Below are 14,517 nucleotides of genomic sequence, written 5' to 3'. Positions count from 1 at the left end.
GATCCTGCTGTTCCTTCGGACGCGAGAACGCCCCCGGCCCGTGGGCCGGGGGCGTTCTCGCTGGGCACTACGCCCGGATCGGAAGCACCGCCCCGTCCCGCAGGAAGAGCGGTATGCGCTCCAGCGGTGCGGGCACCGTCACCGACTGCCCGCCCTCGTACGCGGCGCCCGTCCAGGCATCGGCCCACCGCGCGCCCCGCGGGAGGTACACGGTGCGCTCACGGGCCCCCGCCTCCAGCACGGGGGCGACCAGCAGGTCCGGACCGACGAGGAAGGCGTCCCCGACGCCCCAGGCCGTCCCGTCCTGCGGGAACTCCAGGAACAGCGGGCGCATCGGCGGGATGCCCTCCTCGTGCGCGGTACGCATCTGCGCCAGCAGATACGGCTTCAGGCGCTCACGCAGCCGCAGGTACTCGGTGAGGATCCCGTACGCCTCCTCGCCGTACGACCAGACCTCGTTGGGGCCGCCGGTCATGTCGGGTCCGAGCGGCGTGCCGGGGTCACGGAAGCCATGCAGCCGGAAGAGCGGGCTGAAAGCGCCGTACTGGAACCAGCGGACCAGCACCTCCTGGTAGGCGGGGTCGTCCGGGTCGCCGCCGTGGAAGCCCCCGATGTCGGTGTTCCACCAGGGGATGCCGGACAGCGCGACGTGCAGCCCCGCGGTCACCTGGTCGCGCAACGTGGCGAAGTCCGTGCCGATGTCGCCCGACCACAGGGCGGCGCCGTAGCGCTGGCTGCCGGCCCACGCGGAACGGTTGAGGGTCACCACCTCCTCGTCCCCGGCGGCGAGCAGGCCCTCGTGGAAGGTACGGGAGTTCTCGCGCGGGTACAGGTTGCCGACCTCCAGGCCGGGCCCGGCGTGGTAGCGGAGGTTGGCGGGGTACCCGGGCTTGAGCTCGGGCTCGCAGGCGTCCAGCCAGAACGCCTTGATGCCGTAAGGGGTCAGGTAGTTGTCCTTGATCCGCTGCCAGACGTACGCGCGGGCCTGCGGATTGGTGGCGTCGTAGAAGGCCACCTGCACCGGTTCCGCGACCTGCTTGTCCGGCCAGTCGGCGTGCGCCAGCGGACCGTACTCGGTGCCGATGAAGTGCCCGGCCTGCTCCATCGGCTGGTGCGTCTCGCTGAGCGGCGAGACGGACGGCCAGACGGAAACGGCGAGTTGCACGCCCATCTCGGCGAGTTCGCGGGTCATCGCGGCCGGGTCCGGCCACTCGGCGGGGTCGAACTTCCACTCACCAAGGTGCGTCCAGTGGAAGAAGTCGCAGACGATCACGGCGAGCGGCAGGCCGCGGCGCCGGTATTCGCGGGCGACGCCGAGCAGTTCGTCCTGGGTGCGGTAGCGCAGTTTGCACTGCCAGAATCCGGCGGCCCACTCGGGGAGCATCGGGGTGCGTCCGGTGACCGCGGTGTAGCGGCGCTGCGCGGCGGCCGGATCTCCCGCCGTGATCCAGTAGTCGGTCTGCCGTGCGCTGTCGGCGACCCAGCGGGTGCCGGTGGCGGCCAGTTCGACGCGGCCGATCGCCGGGTTGTTCCACAGGAAGGTGTACCCCCGGCTGGAGGTGAGGACGGGAATCGTCACCTCGGAATTGCGCTGCACCAGGTCGATGACGGCGCCCTTCTGGTCGAGCAGGCCGTGCTGGTGCTGGCCCAGCCCGTACAACCGCTCACCGTCGTAGGCGCGGAAGCGCTGCTCGATGCGGTGGTAGCCGTTGCCGGTCGCGGTGCGCAGCCGCGGTCCTGGCCACCAGAAGTGCGCCCGCTCCTCGGCGAGGAGTTCCTCGCCGCTGTCGGTGCGCAGGAAGCGCAGCATGCCCTCGGCGTCGACGGTCGCGGTGATCGCGCCGTTGACCAGCAGCGCGTGACCGTCCTCGATCTTGACGGCCGTGGACGGGGCCGGCGGCGGGTCGTCCAGGAGGGCGCCGGGCAGATCGTCGAGCAGCGGCCCGCCGAGCCGGGCCCGTACTCGTATCGCGTCCGGGCCCCAGGCTTCGATGCGGAGCGTCTCCTGGCGGCCGGTCCACTCCAGGCCGCCCGTGCGTTCGCTGAACGTGCCGGCCGTGGGTGAGGACTGGGCGAGTGACACGGCGGGCGGAGTCTGACTCACGGTGGGGTCTCCTTCAGAGCGCGAGGGATCTCAGGGCGTGCGGCATCGCGGTCCGGCGCCGTGGGCTGCGGGACCCGGGAGGAGGGTGGAAGGCGGAAGGTCTCAGACGGCGGGCGCGGGCCCGGTGCTGCCACGCACGGTGAGCTGCGGCGGAAGCAGCGTGAGCGGTCGCGGCTCGCGGCCCTCCAGCTTGCCCATCACCAGCTCGACGGCCCGGCGCCCCATGTCCTGGGCGGGGATGGCCACCGACGTGAGCCGTACGGAAGCCTGCTCGGCCACCTGGTCGGGACAGATCGCGATCACCGACACGTCCTCGGGGACCGCCCGGCCCTGCTGCTGGAGCAGGCTGAGCAGGGGGCCGACGGACGACTCGTTCTGCACCACGAGGGCGCTGGTGCGGGGCCGCTCCTCGAAGATGCGCGACAGGACCCCGGCGGTGGACTCGTAACTGCCGTCGCAGGGGCGGTGGATCAGCCGAAGGTCCCGCTCGCGGGCGCGCCGGCGCAGCCCCTCCATGGTGCGTTCGGCGAATCCGGTGTGCCGCTGGTAGACCGCGGGAGCTTCGCCGATCACCGCGATGTCGCGATGCCCGAGATCGGCGAGGTGGTCCCCGCAGAGTTCCCCGGTGGCGGTGAAGTCCAGGTCGACGCAGGTCAGTCCGGACGGATCGGCCGGCAGTCCGATCAGGACGGACGGGTGGACCGAATCCCGCAGCAGCGGGACGCGTTCGTCCTCCAGCTCGACATCCATCACGATCATGGCGTCGGCCAGCCCGCTGCCGATCACCCGCCGCACGGCGGCGGGCCCCTCCTCGCCGGTCAGCAGCAGCACGTCATGCCCGTACTGGCGCGCCGTGGTGGCCACGGCGATGGCGATCTCCATCATCACCGGCACGTACATGTCCGTCCGCAGCGGCACCATGAGCGCCACGATGTGCGACCGGCTGCTGGCGAGCGCCCTGGCCCCGGCGTTGGGGTGGTAGCCGAGCTCCTGGATGCTGCGCTCGACGCGATCGCGGGTCCCCTCCGAGATCGAGCGCTTGCCGCTGAGAACGTACGACACCGTGCTGGCGGAGACACCGGCGTGCCGGGCGACCTCGGCGAGCGTGGCCATAGAGGGTCTCCATCCGACGAGGGCGAAGGGGTTGCTGAGGACAACCTATCGATTGAAGCGCTTCGATAACACTCGCGACCCTGTCCCGTGACAGCTGCCGCGTATCGACACTAGACGCGGCCTAAGCTGCTGTCCAGAGCTCAGTCGAAGCGCTTCAACGCCTTCGCCGCAACCCGTCGGATGCCTCGTGTCGCCCGACAGGTTCCCGGTGTTACCGCTGCGGACCCGATCGCCGGCGGCGGATGATCAGGAGGGCGGCGGTGGCCGCCGAGACGACCGCTGCGGCGATGGCCGTTATCAGCAGGGTGGACGACGATCCGTCCTTGCCGGGGTCGGCGGCCGCGGTCGGCTGCGCCGCGGAGGGGCCGGCGGTCGGGGCGGTGGTGGGAGGGGGCGTGGTGGTGACGGCGGTGGTCGGGGCCGGGCGGCCCGGAACGGCCGTGACCTTGAGGGTGGTCTTCCCCGCGCCCATGGCCGGGAACGCGGATTCCGCGGAGATCTGCCAGGTGCCGGGCGGCAGCGGCACGGCGACGGTGTAGGTGCCCCGCGCCGTGTCCAGCGCGGTGAGGGGCCACGGGCCGACCTGCCGGCCGTCCGCCGCGGTCGCCTGGAGGGTCGCGGCGATCTTCTCCTCCACGGGGTGGTGGTCCTCGTCCCAGGTGGCCGCGACCGTCAGACGGCCTTCCGCGTTGCCGGTGATCTCCAGGTGGATGGTGTCCCCGTGCGCGGACGCCGGCCTCGCGGACAGCAGGGACAGCAGGGTGACGAGGGCGATCAGCGGCGCGGCCATGGCCGGCCGCGGCAGGCGGAGGGAAGGGCGGGGCATCTGGGACCGGCTTTCACGAGGGTCGGGAAAGGGGGGCGGAGCCGGTGGGGGCGGCCCGCGGGAGCGCTGACGGGCCCGCCCGGTGGGGCGGGCCCGTCGGTTCATGGTGTCGGCCTCACCCCGCCGGAGCGGTGGTCGGCCGCCGGGTCAGGACGTGGACTGCTGGAACGTCCAGCGCTGCCAGGCCTGGTTGCCGGGCTGCTGCAACTCCAGCAGCGCCCCGCCGTAGTAGTCGCGGTTGCTCACGCCGAGGACGAGCGGGGAGCCCTTGGCGCCGAGCGTGTAGCCGGTGGCGTTGGCCGTGATCTTCCACGCCTGTGATGCGGCGGTGCCGCACGGCTGCTGGGCGATCCACTGGCCCGCGACCGGCTTGCCGCCGAGCTGCAGGCACTTTCCGGACACCGCGGACCTGACCCGGACGTAGCCGCCGCCGACGCTCTCGAACGACCACTGCTGGTTGGTGTAACCGTGGCGCTGGTAGCCGATGAGCACCGAGCCGTTGGCCCGGGAGGCGCCGTACATGTCGGCGGCCTGGCCCGTGAAGCTGTTCAGCATCAGGTAGCGCTTGCCGGGCTCGACCGGGCCGGCCGTTCCGCTGGCCGGCTGGGTGCGGAACGCCGCCTGGCGACCGGGTGCGGAGACCTTGCCGTCCGCGCCGTGCACGGCGACGGCGACCTTGTACTGCGTGCCGGGCCGCAGGCTGACCACGCGCACGGTGGTGGCCTTGACGTTGCCGATGGCCTTCTGGTCCAGCAGCAGGTCGTACCCGGTGGCGCCGGTGGCCGGCTTCCACGTGAGGACCGCGGAGTTCTGGGTCACCTGGCTCACCGCGACGTCAGGAGCGGTCGTCGGGTTCGGCGTCGAGGTCGTGGTCGGAGTCGGGTTCGGCGTCGGTCCCTTGGTGGAGGTGGGGGAGGGCGTCGGAGTAGTTGTCGGACTGGGGGTGGGGTTGGGAGTGGGGTTGGGGTTGCTGCCGCCGTTGCTGAGCAGGAACTGGTTGTTGGCGATGTTCCAGTGCGTCGTCAGGTAACTGCCCGGCTGCGGGTTGGTGTTGAAGTAGTCGTCGTGGTTGCAGTCGAGCCGGTCGTCGCTGGCGCGGTTCGGGCAGTGGATCTGCATCTGCGGGTAGTAAGGCGTGTCCGAGTAGCACATGATGTCCCACTCGTCCACGCAGTGGCCGCCACGGCTGGTGTTCGGAGCGCTGTTGTTGACCGCCCCGAGGTTGTGGCCGAGTTCGTGCGCGGGCGTCGAACCTCCCCAGCAGCCGGAGTCCGTCCGGCCGTAGGAGGGACCGAAGTTGCTGGAGTTCTCCGGGCCGGGACGCTCGTCGCCGGCGAAGCTGCCGATGCCGCAGTAGACGTTGGAGTCCGCGAAGATCATGTACTTGCGGTCCTTGCGGTTCAGCCCCTGGCCCGCCAGGGCCTTGTTGGTGGCGCTGAAGTCCTGCATCGCGGCGGCCGGCACTTCGAGGTTGAGCACCGCGACGGTGCAGTCGGACTCGGTGACGTAGCGGATGTGCCGTACACCGCCGGTCTCCGTCGCGCTCGCGTTGTAGATGACGTCGGAGTCGTGCGCCCACTTCTTGAACGAGGGCAGGTACTCGGCGAACCGGTTCGCACCGGGGCCGTGTGCGTAGACGACCTGGACGCGGTTGCCGGTCGATCCGTCGCCGTCACAGATCACGGCCGACGCCGTATCCTGGGCCGCGGCGGCCTTGGCGGCGGAGCCCGTGGAGCCCGTCGCGGCGGGCGGGGCCGAGGCGACGGCCTTGCCGGGGTGGGCGGCGTCCAGCGTCGCGGGCACGTCCGAGAGCAACTCGGCGCCGCCGGGGGCCTTGCCGCCGCCGGCCTTGGGTATGGAGGTCACGACGGTCGCCTTGACGGCCGGGGGCGTGTCCTTGGTGATGTCCACGCCCCTGGGCGGTGAGTCCGGACCGTGGGTGCACTGCTTGACGCCCTCGACCTCGAAGCCGCCGACACACGCGCTGTCCTCGGGGGCGGCTTCCAGGCCCTTGTAGACCATGCCCTTGCGCGGCTCGTCCGGCGGAACGTCGTCCAGCGCCTGCGGGGACGCCGAGTCCACCTGCTGGGTGTTCGTGCCGATGCCGCCCGTGGTGGCGAGTGCGGTGACGCCGCCGGCGACCAGCGTGGCCGACGCCAGCGCGATCGCGAGGACGGTTCGTCTCTTGGCCCGCGAACCCCGCCGGTGCTCGCCTCGATCATTGCGCTGCAACAAGGTCATCCCATCCTCGCGTCCGAACTGCGTTGCGGCGGGACGATGCCACATCGAACGCCCGTCCATCGACACGGGTTTCGCCGCCCTCAGGCGGAGCAAAGGTTCGCGATGCGCGCCCAGGGGGAGACCTGACGCCCGGTCATGGAGGCTGTGCGTCCGCTGTGCCCATGTATTTCAGTGACATTGCACTGGAGGTATAGACCTCATAGTCCGCCGCGTCGGGGGCGTGGCGGCGGTACGGGGTCGGCAGAACCTTCACAGGAACATGAGGTCGGCTTTAGGAACTCTTATGGTCCGCCGCATCCGCGACGGCCGGTGGCCCCGCTCCGGCACGGCTTGATTCGGTACCGTTCGGTAACTTGATTGTTCCAGAGGGTGATAAACATGCTGCGAGACTGCTCGGGCGTCCGTGGGCGGGACCCGCCCGGCCGGATGCCGCACGGGCAGGTTTCCCCCGTCGCGTTGCCCGCGGGGCGGTCAGCGGCCCGGTGATCCCGGTTGCCGTCCGCGGACATGGCGGTTCGGTCCCGGCGGGCGCGTCCGGCCCCCACCCGACCGGGCCCGGCAGTCGTCCGTGGCGTGTGCGCGAAGGTGTCGCCGCCGTCAGCCGAACGATCGGAAGGACCATCGCCGATGTCCACCAGAGGTACCGCGTCCGTGAAGAGGCAGCCGATGGAGAAGCAGTCGATGGGAAACCGGACACGTCCCGGGTCACCGGACACGCCCGTGCCCGAGCCGTCCGCCGCATCCCAGCCCCGCATCCTGGCAGGACTCCCCGGCAGAGCACGTGACGACCGGCCGGGGGAGTTACCCGGACGCGCCCACCCCGCGGTCGACGCGGATCCCGCACCCGGCCGGGGCGCTCCCGGGGCCGGCGGCCACCGGCGGCCCCCTTCGCCGAACGAGGGCGGCACCGACCGCACCCCCGTGGTGCACGGCCTCGCCGAGGGTCTGCTGCGGCAGCTCCCGTACCTCGTCGACGAGCTCATGGATCTGACCGTGGGCAGGGAAGTGGGATACCTGGAGTTCGTACCGGGGTCCGACATACGCCGTTCTCTGCACGAGAACGTCCTCGGGTTCCTGCGGATCCTCGCGGGCAGGCCGCCCACCGGCAGCGACCCGCTGGCCGTGCCCAGGGCGTGGGGAGGCTACCGCGCACAGGAGGGCGTGTCCGTCGAATCCCTGCTGCAGGTCCACCGGCTGGCCACCCAACTCCTCTGGGAGAAGCTGTTCGACGCGGCCCGGGCGCTCTCCCCGGAGGTGCTGCAACGCCTCCTGGACGAGAGCGGGCCCGTGTGGCACGCGCTCGACAGCTATTCGCAGGCATTCGTCGACGGGCACCGCCTGGCGGAGGTCGACCACCGGCGCCGCAGCACCGAACACCGCGAGACGGTCATCGACGCGCTGATCGAGGGGCGGGGCGTCGAGCCGCTGGTGGCGGCCGAGGCACAGGTGACGCTCGGTCTTCCGGCGCGCGGCCGGTTCGTCGTGATCGCCATGGCCGACGGGACAACGGGCAGCGGGGAGCACGACGGCCCGGGGAGCGGGACGCCCCGGGCGCTGCGCCATGCCCTGCCCTCCCATGCGGTGACGGCCCTCTGGCGTCGGCGCGCCGACCGGCACATCGGACTGCTGGAACTGGGCGCCACCTCGCTGCGACGGCTCGTCGAAACGCTCTCGGACGGGATGGCCCGGCGGGTGGGGATCTCGTGCGAGGTCGACAGCCTCGCCGACATCGCCACCGCGTACCACTGCGCCGAGACCGCCCTGCAGACGCTGCCCGCCGCCGCGCGAGGAGTCGCGGCCTTCGACGACCACCTGCTGGAAGCCCTCGTGGTGACCAGCCCGCACGTCGCCCAACGGCTGGCCCGCCACACCTTCGGGCGGCTGCTCGACTGCCCCCGGGAGGAGCGGGACCTGCTGCTCGCGACCCTGGACGCCTGGTTCCGTGGCGGCTGCTCGGCCGCCCGGGCCGCCGACGAGTTGCACTGCCACCGCAACACCGTGCTCAACCGGTTGCGCCGTGTCGAGTCCCTCACCGGCAGCATGCTCGACGACGACCGGCACCAACTGGCCTGCCGCATGGCCCTCGTGGCCGTGCGCTGCCCCTGACCTTCCCGACCCGTCCCGGCGCCCTGCGCTGCGCGGAACCCTCCGACCTGCCGTGTTGTGCGCGGCGCACAGTCGGGTCGCGACAATCCGCAGCAGGCGGCCATCGACTCCGGCGTCGCCGCGGGGAACCCTGGAGGTGGGGGAACACGCACACGTGGCCGGCTTCACCACCGGTTCATGGACCGGCTTCCAGAAGAGCGGTTGACCCTCTCGGGCCGACGGTCCCGTCTGCAACGCGGCAGGCGGTACGGACCGCGGCACGGCCATGGTCCCCGACTTCCCGCTGGGAGAGATGTTGTGACAGACGTATTCGTCGACTCGTTCGTCCACGCACTGGGCGAACGCAAAGCACATGTCAGCGAGACGGGTGCCGCGGGGGGCCTGATGTCCTCGGCGCGGGACCTGGAGTCGGCGGGGTTCCGCTGGCACCACGTCTGCGAGCCCACCACCGGCGCCTACGACCTGGCCAGGAACGTCACCACGCAGCTCGCCGACTCCGGCCGGCTGGGCGAGGTGGACGCGATCGTCTACGCGACGTGCCTGCCCGGCAACGGCAACGCCGGGGACCCCGCCGCCTGGGAACGCAGCCGGGACGTCAAGCACCTCATGGACTTTCCCGCCGGCCGGCTGCAGGCCGACTTCGGGCTGGACAAGGCCGTCGTCATCGGACTCAACCAGCAGGCGTGCACGGCGATGCTGGGATCCCTGCGGCTGGCCGGGGCGATGCTCCAGGCCGAGGAGGGCTGGGAGCGCGTGCTGTGCGTCACCGCCGACCGCTTCCCGGACGGGGCACGGTACGAACAGGCCTACAACCTGATCTCCGACGGTGCGGCGGCCTGTGTCGTCAGCCGCGAGCCCGCCGCGTTCCGGCTGGTGACCGCGCACCAGATCACCAACGGCGGCCTCGGGCAGGCGGATGACGACGAGACGGTCGGCATGTACTTCGCCTACACGCACCGGCTGGTGCGCGAGACGCTGACCCGGGCCGGCCTGGCGGCCGCGGACCTCGACTGGGTCGTCACGCAGAACACCAATGACAAGGCGTGGCAGATCCTGGCCCGCCTGCTGGGGGTGGACGCCGGGAAGGTCTTCTTCTCGTCGATGCGGGACGTGGGCCACGTCATCTCCGCCGACAACATCATCAACCTCGCGGAGCTGATCGCCTCCGGTCAGGTGCGGTCCGGTCAGTACGTCGCCCTCGTGATGGCCGGCTTCGGCCTGAACTGGCAGTGCGTCATCCTCCAGGCCACCGATTCCTTCGCACGGTGAACCGGGCGGTTCCGCCCGCACGGCCGGTCACCGGCACACCCGCCCGACGACCAGGCACAACTGATGAGGATCGTTTGAGCAGTACAGAGAAGACCCCGAAGCCCCGGCTCGCCGAGGCGATCGCCTCGCTCGGTGACACGGTGAGCAGGCTCAGCCACCTGTCGAAGCGCTCCTACCAGAACCCCTACGTCACCTTGCGGCAGTGGCCGGCGGAGGTCCTGCCCGAGGAGGAGTGGTTCAGCTCCCCCGAGTACGTGAGCCTGTACGGCACCCCGCTGTGGGAGGCCCTGGACGAGCCCGCCAGGCGGAAGCTGGCCTTCCATGAGGCCGTCAACTTCTACAGTCTCAACATCCACGGCGAGAAGGGCCTGATGCAGGGCCTGGCGCAGCGGCTGTACCGCAAGGACCTGCTGGACGTCTCGGAGTACCTGCACCACTTCCTCGACGAGGAGAACAAGCACAGCGTCTACTTCGGCGGCTTCTGCACCCGGTACGCGAAGGTGTACCGGAGCCGCCAGTTCGCGCTGCCGGAGGCCCGTTCGCAGAGCGTCGAGGACTTCCTCTTCTTCGCCAAGACCATGATCTTCGAAGAGATCGTCGACCGCTACAACTGGATCCAGGCCCGGGACGCCCGGCTGCATCCGGTGGCGCGGTTCATCAACGACAACCACCACGTCGAGGAGTCGCGGCACCTGGTGTTCGGCCGCCAACTGGTGACCGCGCTGTGGAAGGCCTGCGTCCCGTCCTGGGGAGCCGAGACGGTGGAGGACCTGCGCCGCGAGCTGGAGCAGTTCTTCGTCGCCAGCTGGCGCGAGTACTACAACCCCGACGTCTACGCCGACGCGGGCCTCGACGACCCCTGGGAGGTCGCCGAACAGGTCTGGTCCGCACCGGCGCAGCGCGCCCACCGCCGTGACGTGTCGACGAAGGTCGTGACCTTCCTCATCGCGGCGGGGATTCTCGACAAGGAGCCGGCCGATGCCTTCTGACCAGGAGATCCGGGACCGGATCCGGGCGTGGGTCCTCACCAAGGCCCCCGATCTGTCCGCCGCGGACCTCACGGACCGGACGCCCCTGTTCGAGGAGCGGCACCTCCGGTCCGTGCACCTGCCGGAACTGCTGCTGCTCCTGGAACGGCTGCGCGCCTCACCGATCGACGTGGAGGACCTGCGGCCCGGGGACTTCCGCGACATCCGCACGATGGTGGACCGGTTCGGCGGGGCGGAGGTGAAGCCGTGACCCGCGCGACCACGAGCACAGCCGCCAGCGACCGGCCCACCACCGACCGGCTCGCCGCCCTGCGCGGCGTCGGTCTGTCCTGGCAGCCGTCCGGACAGGCGGCCCTGCGCGGCCCGCTGCTGCGGCTCTTCGAGGACTGCGACCGCGCTTTCACGCGGCTGGCCTCCCTCTGGGACGCGGAGGAGGAGCGGCATCCCGCGTCCCTGCCCGCCCAGCGGCTGGAGGACGTCGGCTACCTGCGCTCCTTCCCGCACCAGGCGACGTTCGTGGCCCGGCTGAACCCGGAGGAGCAGAACATCGACGCCTTCCTCGACGGTCCGGTCACGGACGGGGACGGGCGGGTCGAACTGACCGGGCTCGCGCCGGTCACCGAGGTCCTGACCCCGGCGGCCTGCTACCACCTCTACAGCGCCCACCAGGGTGAAGCTCTCGACCGGGCGCTGTTCCTGACGACCCGGAACACCTGCTTCCGCCAGGAGACGCACCATGTGCCGCTGCGCCGGCTCAGCAGTTTCACGATGCGCGAGATCGTCTGCCTCGGCACCACCGCCGAGACGGTCGACTTCCTCGGCCGGGCCCGCTCGGCCCTCGACCTGTTCTTCGCGCAGATCGACCTGGACGTGGAGTGGCTCGCCGCGACCGACCCCTTCTTCCGGCCCGAGGCCAATCCGCGCCACCTGCTGCAGCGGCTCCAGCCGGTGAAGCACGAGGCGACGTACGGCGGTGACCTGGCCATCGCCTCGGTCAACCGGCACCACGACCACTTCGGGGCCGGCTTCGGCCTGAGCCGCGAGGGCCGGCCCGCCGACAGCTGCTGCGTGGCCTTCGGCCTCGAACGCTGGCTGTTCGCCCTCACCGACCGCCACGGCCCCGACCCGGCTTCCTGGCCCTGCCTGGAGGACGCGGCGACAACGGTCCTGGCGAAGCTGCGGGGAGGCACGGAGTGAGGGGAACCACCGTCATCACCGGCGCGGACGGCTACCTGGGCCGCCGGCTCGCCGCCGCCCTGCTCGACGACGGGGACGACGAACTGATCCTGGCCGTCCGCGCCGCCTCCGCGGCCGAACTCGCCGACAAGCAGCAGCGGCTGGCCCGGGAGCTGGGCCCGGACGCCGTGGGACGGACCCGGTGTGTGGCGGTCGACGTCCGCCACGACGACCTGCTGGCCGACGTCGATCCGGGTGTGGTGACCCGCATCGTCCACGCGGCGGCCGTCACCCGCTTCAACGTCGAGCGCGACCTCGCCGACGCCGTCAACGTGGCCGGCACCGTCCGGCTGCGGGACTTCGCCGACCGCTGTGCTCACCTGCGGCGCTTCGCGCTGCTGTCCACGCTCTACGCCGCCGGCAGCCGGCAGGGCGACATCGCGGAGGAGCCGTCGGTGCCCACCGGCTTCGTCAACCACTACGAGTGGTCGAAGTGGGCGGCCGAGGAACACCTCCTGGACGCGGCGGACCGGTTGCCGGTCTCCGTCCTGAGGCTGCCCACGATCATCGCCGACGACGACAGCGGGCGGGTGACGCAGTACAACGTCTTCCACAACACGCTCAAGCTCTTCCACTACGGGCTGCTGTCGCTGCTCCCGGGGGACGAGAGGACGCCGCTCTCCCTCGCGACGGCCGCCTTCACCGTCTCGGCGGTCACCCGCCTGCTCGACCCCGCGGTGGCCGACGGCGTCTACCACGTCTGCCCCGGCCCGGAGCGGACGCCGGCGCTCGGCGAACTCGTCGACACCGCCTTCACCGTCTTCGCCCGCGACGCGGGATTCCGGCGGCGCGGCCTGCTCCGGCCGGTCCCCTGCGACCGGGAGAGCTTCGACGACCTGCTGCAGGCCGCCACCGGGCTGAGCGCCGGGCCGCTGCACCAGTCGCTCGCGTCCGTGTCGCCCTTCGCCGCTCAGCTCTACCTGCCGAAGACGTTCCGCAACGAAGCGCTGCGCGCGGCCTGGCCCGGCTACGCGGCCCCTGATCCCCACGCGCTGACCGAAGCCGTCTGCACCCGGCTGGTCGCCTCGAAGTGGGGCCGCCGGCCCGAGGAGACATCGTGACCCTGTCCGAGAACGACCTGTGGCTGCTGAGCTACTACCGCTCGTCCGAGATCAACGGCGCCCTGTTCTTCGGCAGGGTCGCCCGCACCCTGCGCGGCAGCCCGCTGCAGGCGAACGTGACCCATCACTTCGCCGACGAGGCCAACCACGCGAAGTACTGGACCCGTTGCATCGAGGACCTCGGCCAGCAGGCGGTGAAGCTGTCCGGCGGCTACCAGGACCAGTACCTGGAGGCCGTCGGGCTGCCCGCCAACCTCATGGAGGTCATGGCGGTCACCCAGGTCTTCGAGAAGCGGGTCATCGCCCAGTACCACCGCCACCTCCGGGCCGGGGACACCCATCCGCGGGTCCGGCGGACCATCGAGACGATCATGGAGGACGAGCGCTGGCACGTGAAGTACGTCAAGGAGGCCCTGGAGGAGATGGCGGGCCGGTACGGCCAGGAGTACATCGACGCCACCCTGGCCCGCTTCACCGCGGCCGACGAGGAGGTCTACGCGAAGACCCTCGCGGAGTACGGGGAGCGCATCACGTTCCTCGGCGGCCCCGACCCGTCCCTGGAGGACCCGACCCTCCAGATCCGGGCCCCGCGGCAGCCGCCCGGCGACGGGGACGGGGACGCACCATGACCGGCCCGGTGGCGCCCCCGGCCCGGGGCGGGACGACGGTGCTCGCCGTATGGACCCGGCGACCGCTGGACCCCACGTCGCTGACCCGGCGGGAGGGAGCGCGCTTCGTGGCGCTCACCAGCCGGGTGCAGCGGGAGCAGTGGCTGATCGCGCGCCATGCCCTGCGGACGCTGCTGGGGGTTCTGGGGCTGCCCACCGACACGACCGGCTACGACTTTCCGCACCGCCGGCTGTCGCTCTCCCACGTCGGGGGAGCGGCCGTCGCCGCGGGCCTGGCGGTCCCCGACGACAGCGTGGCGGGCATCGGTGTCGATCTCGAAACCGTCCGCGGGGCGCGCGCGGAGACCGCGCGCTTCTTCCTCGACGAACGGGAGCGCTCCTGGCTCGGCACCGTCCCCGAGAGCGCCCGCGCGGCAGAACACGTACGGCTGTGGACGGTCAAGGAGGCGCTGTACAAGGCCGATCCCGACAACCGGCACACCGTCCTTCGCGACTACACCACCGACGACCCGGCGGCCGACTCCGGCACCGCCCGGCGCCGCCCGCCGCAGGGCACCGCCTTCCGCTACGCCGCCGCCCGGTTCGGCGACGCCCGGCTGGCCGTGGCCGCCTCCGCCCACCGCTCACCGACCGCACCCGTAAGGACCGCAACCGTGCCCTCCGTCACCTTCGACGACGTCGCCCACCGCATCAGCGCGACGCTCTCGATTCCCGTCGACACCCTGACCCCCGAAACGCAGCTGCGGGACCTCGCCGCCGACAGCTTCCTCCTCGTCGAGATGGCCGTCGACCTGCAGGAGGAGTTCGACGCGCTGTTCACCCAGGCCGACCTGCGGGAGGTGACCACCCTGGGGCAACTCGCCGGGCTGGTGGGCGCGCGGCCCTGACACGGAGCACCGCACCAGCATCCGGCCGGCCCGCACGCCGCCCCCGCCGGCCCTTC

General features: G+C 71.5%; 12 protein-coding genes. 8 read left to right on the top strand and 4 right to left on the bottom strand.

What is annotated here, in order from left to right; all coding sequences use genetic code 11:
• Positions 1 to 67: 67 nt before the first annotated feature.
• The 4 genes from O3X23_RS09605 to O3X23_RS09590 form a co-directional block, all read right to left on the bottom strand.
• Positions 68 to 2,104 carry a glycoside hydrolase family 31 protein gene (locus O3X23_RS09605; RefSeq protein WP_269270831.1) on the bottom strand — a complete coding sequence of 679 codons (2,037 nt, stop codon included), beginning with the start codon at positions 2,102 to 2,104 and terminating at the stop codon, positions 68 to 70.
• 102 nt (positions 2,105 to 2,206) lie between these two features.
• Entirely contained in the window at positions 2,207 to 3,217 is a 1,011-nt protein-coding gene (locus O3X23_RS09600; protein WP_269270830.1) for a LacI family DNA-binding transcriptional regulator, read from the bottom strand.
• A gap of 211 nt (positions 3,218 to 3,428) precedes the next feature.
• Positions 3,429 to 4,043: a hypothetical protein gene (locus O3X23_RS09595; protein WP_269270829.1), complete on the bottom strand. Its 615-nt coding sequence runs from the start codon at positions 4,041 to 4,043 to the stop codon at positions 3,429 to 3,431.
• A gap of 147 nt (positions 4,044 to 4,190) precedes the next feature.
• Complete coding sequence (locus O3X23_RS09590; protein ID WP_269270828.1) at positions 4,191 to 6,284, bottom strand: RICIN domain-containing protein; 2,094 nt, start codon at positions 6,282 to 6,284, stop codon at positions 4,191 to 4,193.
• A 627-nt stretch (positions 6,285 to 6,911) separates the two neighbouring features.
• Between O3X23_RS09590 and O3X23_RS09585 the strand changes: the two genes are divergently transcribed.
• From O3X23_RS09585 to O3X23_RS09550, 8 genes are all read left to right on the top strand, one after another.
• A complete protein-coding gene (locus O3X23_RS09585) occupies positions 6,912 to 8,390 on the top strand; it encodes a PucR family transcriptional regulator (RefSeq protein WP_269270827.1) in 1,479 nt (492 codons plus the stop codon).
• A 297-nt stretch (positions 8,391 to 8,687) separates the two neighbouring features.
• Positions 8,688 to 9,659, top strand: coding sequence for a 3-oxoacyl-[acyl-carrier-protein] synthase III C-terminal domain-containing protein (locus tag O3X23_RS09580; protein WP_269270826.1), 972 nt, complete (start codon positions 8,688 to 8,690; stop codon positions 9,657 to 9,659).
• 74 nt (positions 9,660 to 9,733) lie between these two features.
• Positions 9,734 to 10,648: a diiron oxygenase gene (locus tag O3X23_RS09575; protein WP_269270825.1), complete on the top strand. Its 915-nt coding sequence runs from the start codon at positions 9,734 to 9,736 to the stop codon at positions 10,646 to 10,648.
• Positions 10,638 to 10,898 carry a hypothetical protein gene (locus O3X23_RS09570; RefSeq protein WP_269270824.1) on the top strand — a complete coding sequence of 87 codons (261 nt, stop codon included), beginning with the start codon at positions 10,638 to 10,640 and terminating at the stop codon, positions 10,896 to 10,898. The genes O3X23_RS09575 and O3X23_RS09570 overlap by 11 nt, the downstream gene beginning before the upstream one ends.
• A complete protein-coding gene (locus tag O3X23_RS09565) occupies positions 10,895 to 11,845 on the top strand; it encodes a hypothetical protein (protein ID WP_269270823.1) in 951 nt (316 codons plus the stop codon). Before O3X23_RS09570 ends, O3X23_RS09565 begins: the two co-directional genes overlap by 4 nt.
• Positions 11,842 to 12,945: an SDR family oxidoreductase gene (locus O3X23_RS09560; protein WP_269270822.1), complete on the top strand. Its 1,104-nt coding sequence runs from the start codon at positions 11,842 to 11,844 to the stop codon at positions 12,943 to 12,945. Before O3X23_RS09565 ends, O3X23_RS09560 begins: the two co-directional genes overlap by 4 nt.
• Complete coding sequence (locus tag O3X23_RS09555; protein ID WP_269270821.1) at positions 12,942 to 13,574, top strand: ferritin-like domain-containing protein; 633 nt, start codon at positions 12,942 to 12,944, stop codon at positions 13,572 to 13,574. The genes O3X23_RS09560 and O3X23_RS09555 overlap by 4 nt, the downstream gene beginning before the upstream one ends.
• Complete coding sequence (locus tag O3X23_RS09550) at positions 13,571 to 14,461, top strand: 4'-phosphopantetheinyl transferase superfamily protein (protein WP_269270820.1); 891 nt, start codon at positions 13,571 to 13,573, stop codon at positions 14,459 to 14,461. The genes O3X23_RS09555 and O3X23_RS09550 overlap by 4 nt, the downstream gene beginning before the upstream one ends.
• Positions 14,462 to 14,517: the final 56 nt, after the last annotated feature.

It is taken from the genome of Streptomyces sp. H39-S7, from assembly GCF_027158205.1.
Classification (GTDB): Bacteria; Actinomycetota; Actinomycetes; order Streptomycetales; family Streptomycetaceae; genus Actinacidiphila.
Note: the sequence above shows the minus strand (reverse complement) of the source record. Positions and strands in the feature narration are given on the sequence as shown.

What these genes read in the sequence shown, in the direction of transcription:
- O3X23_RS09595 (WP_269270829.1), bottom strand. Translation starts at nt 4,043, where the DNA reads ATGCCCCGCCCTTCCCTCCGCCTGCCGCGGCCGGCCATGGCCGCGCCG.
- O3X23_RS09590 (WP_269270828.1), bottom strand. Translation starts at nt 6,284, where the DNA reads ATGACCTTGTTGCAGCGCAATGATCGAGGCGAGCACCGGCGGGGTTCG.
- O3X23_RS09600 (WP_269270830.1), bottom strand. Translation starts at nt 3,217, where the DNA reads ATGGCCACGCTCGCCGAGGTCGCCCGGCACGCCGGTGTCTCCGCCAGC.
- O3X23_RS09570 (WP_269270824.1), top strand. Translation starts at nt 10,638, where the DNA reads ATGCCTTCTGACCAGGAGATCCGGGACCGGATCCGGGCGTGGGTCCTC.
- O3X23_RS09585 (WP_269270827.1), top strand. Translation starts at nt 6,912, where the DNA reads ATGTCCACCAGAGGTACCGCGTCCGTGAAGAGGCAGCCGATGGAGAAG.
- O3X23_RS09550 (WP_269270820.1), top strand. Translation starts at nt 13,571, where the DNA reads ATGACCGGCCCGGTGGCGCCCCCGGCCCGGGGCGGGACGACGGTGCTC.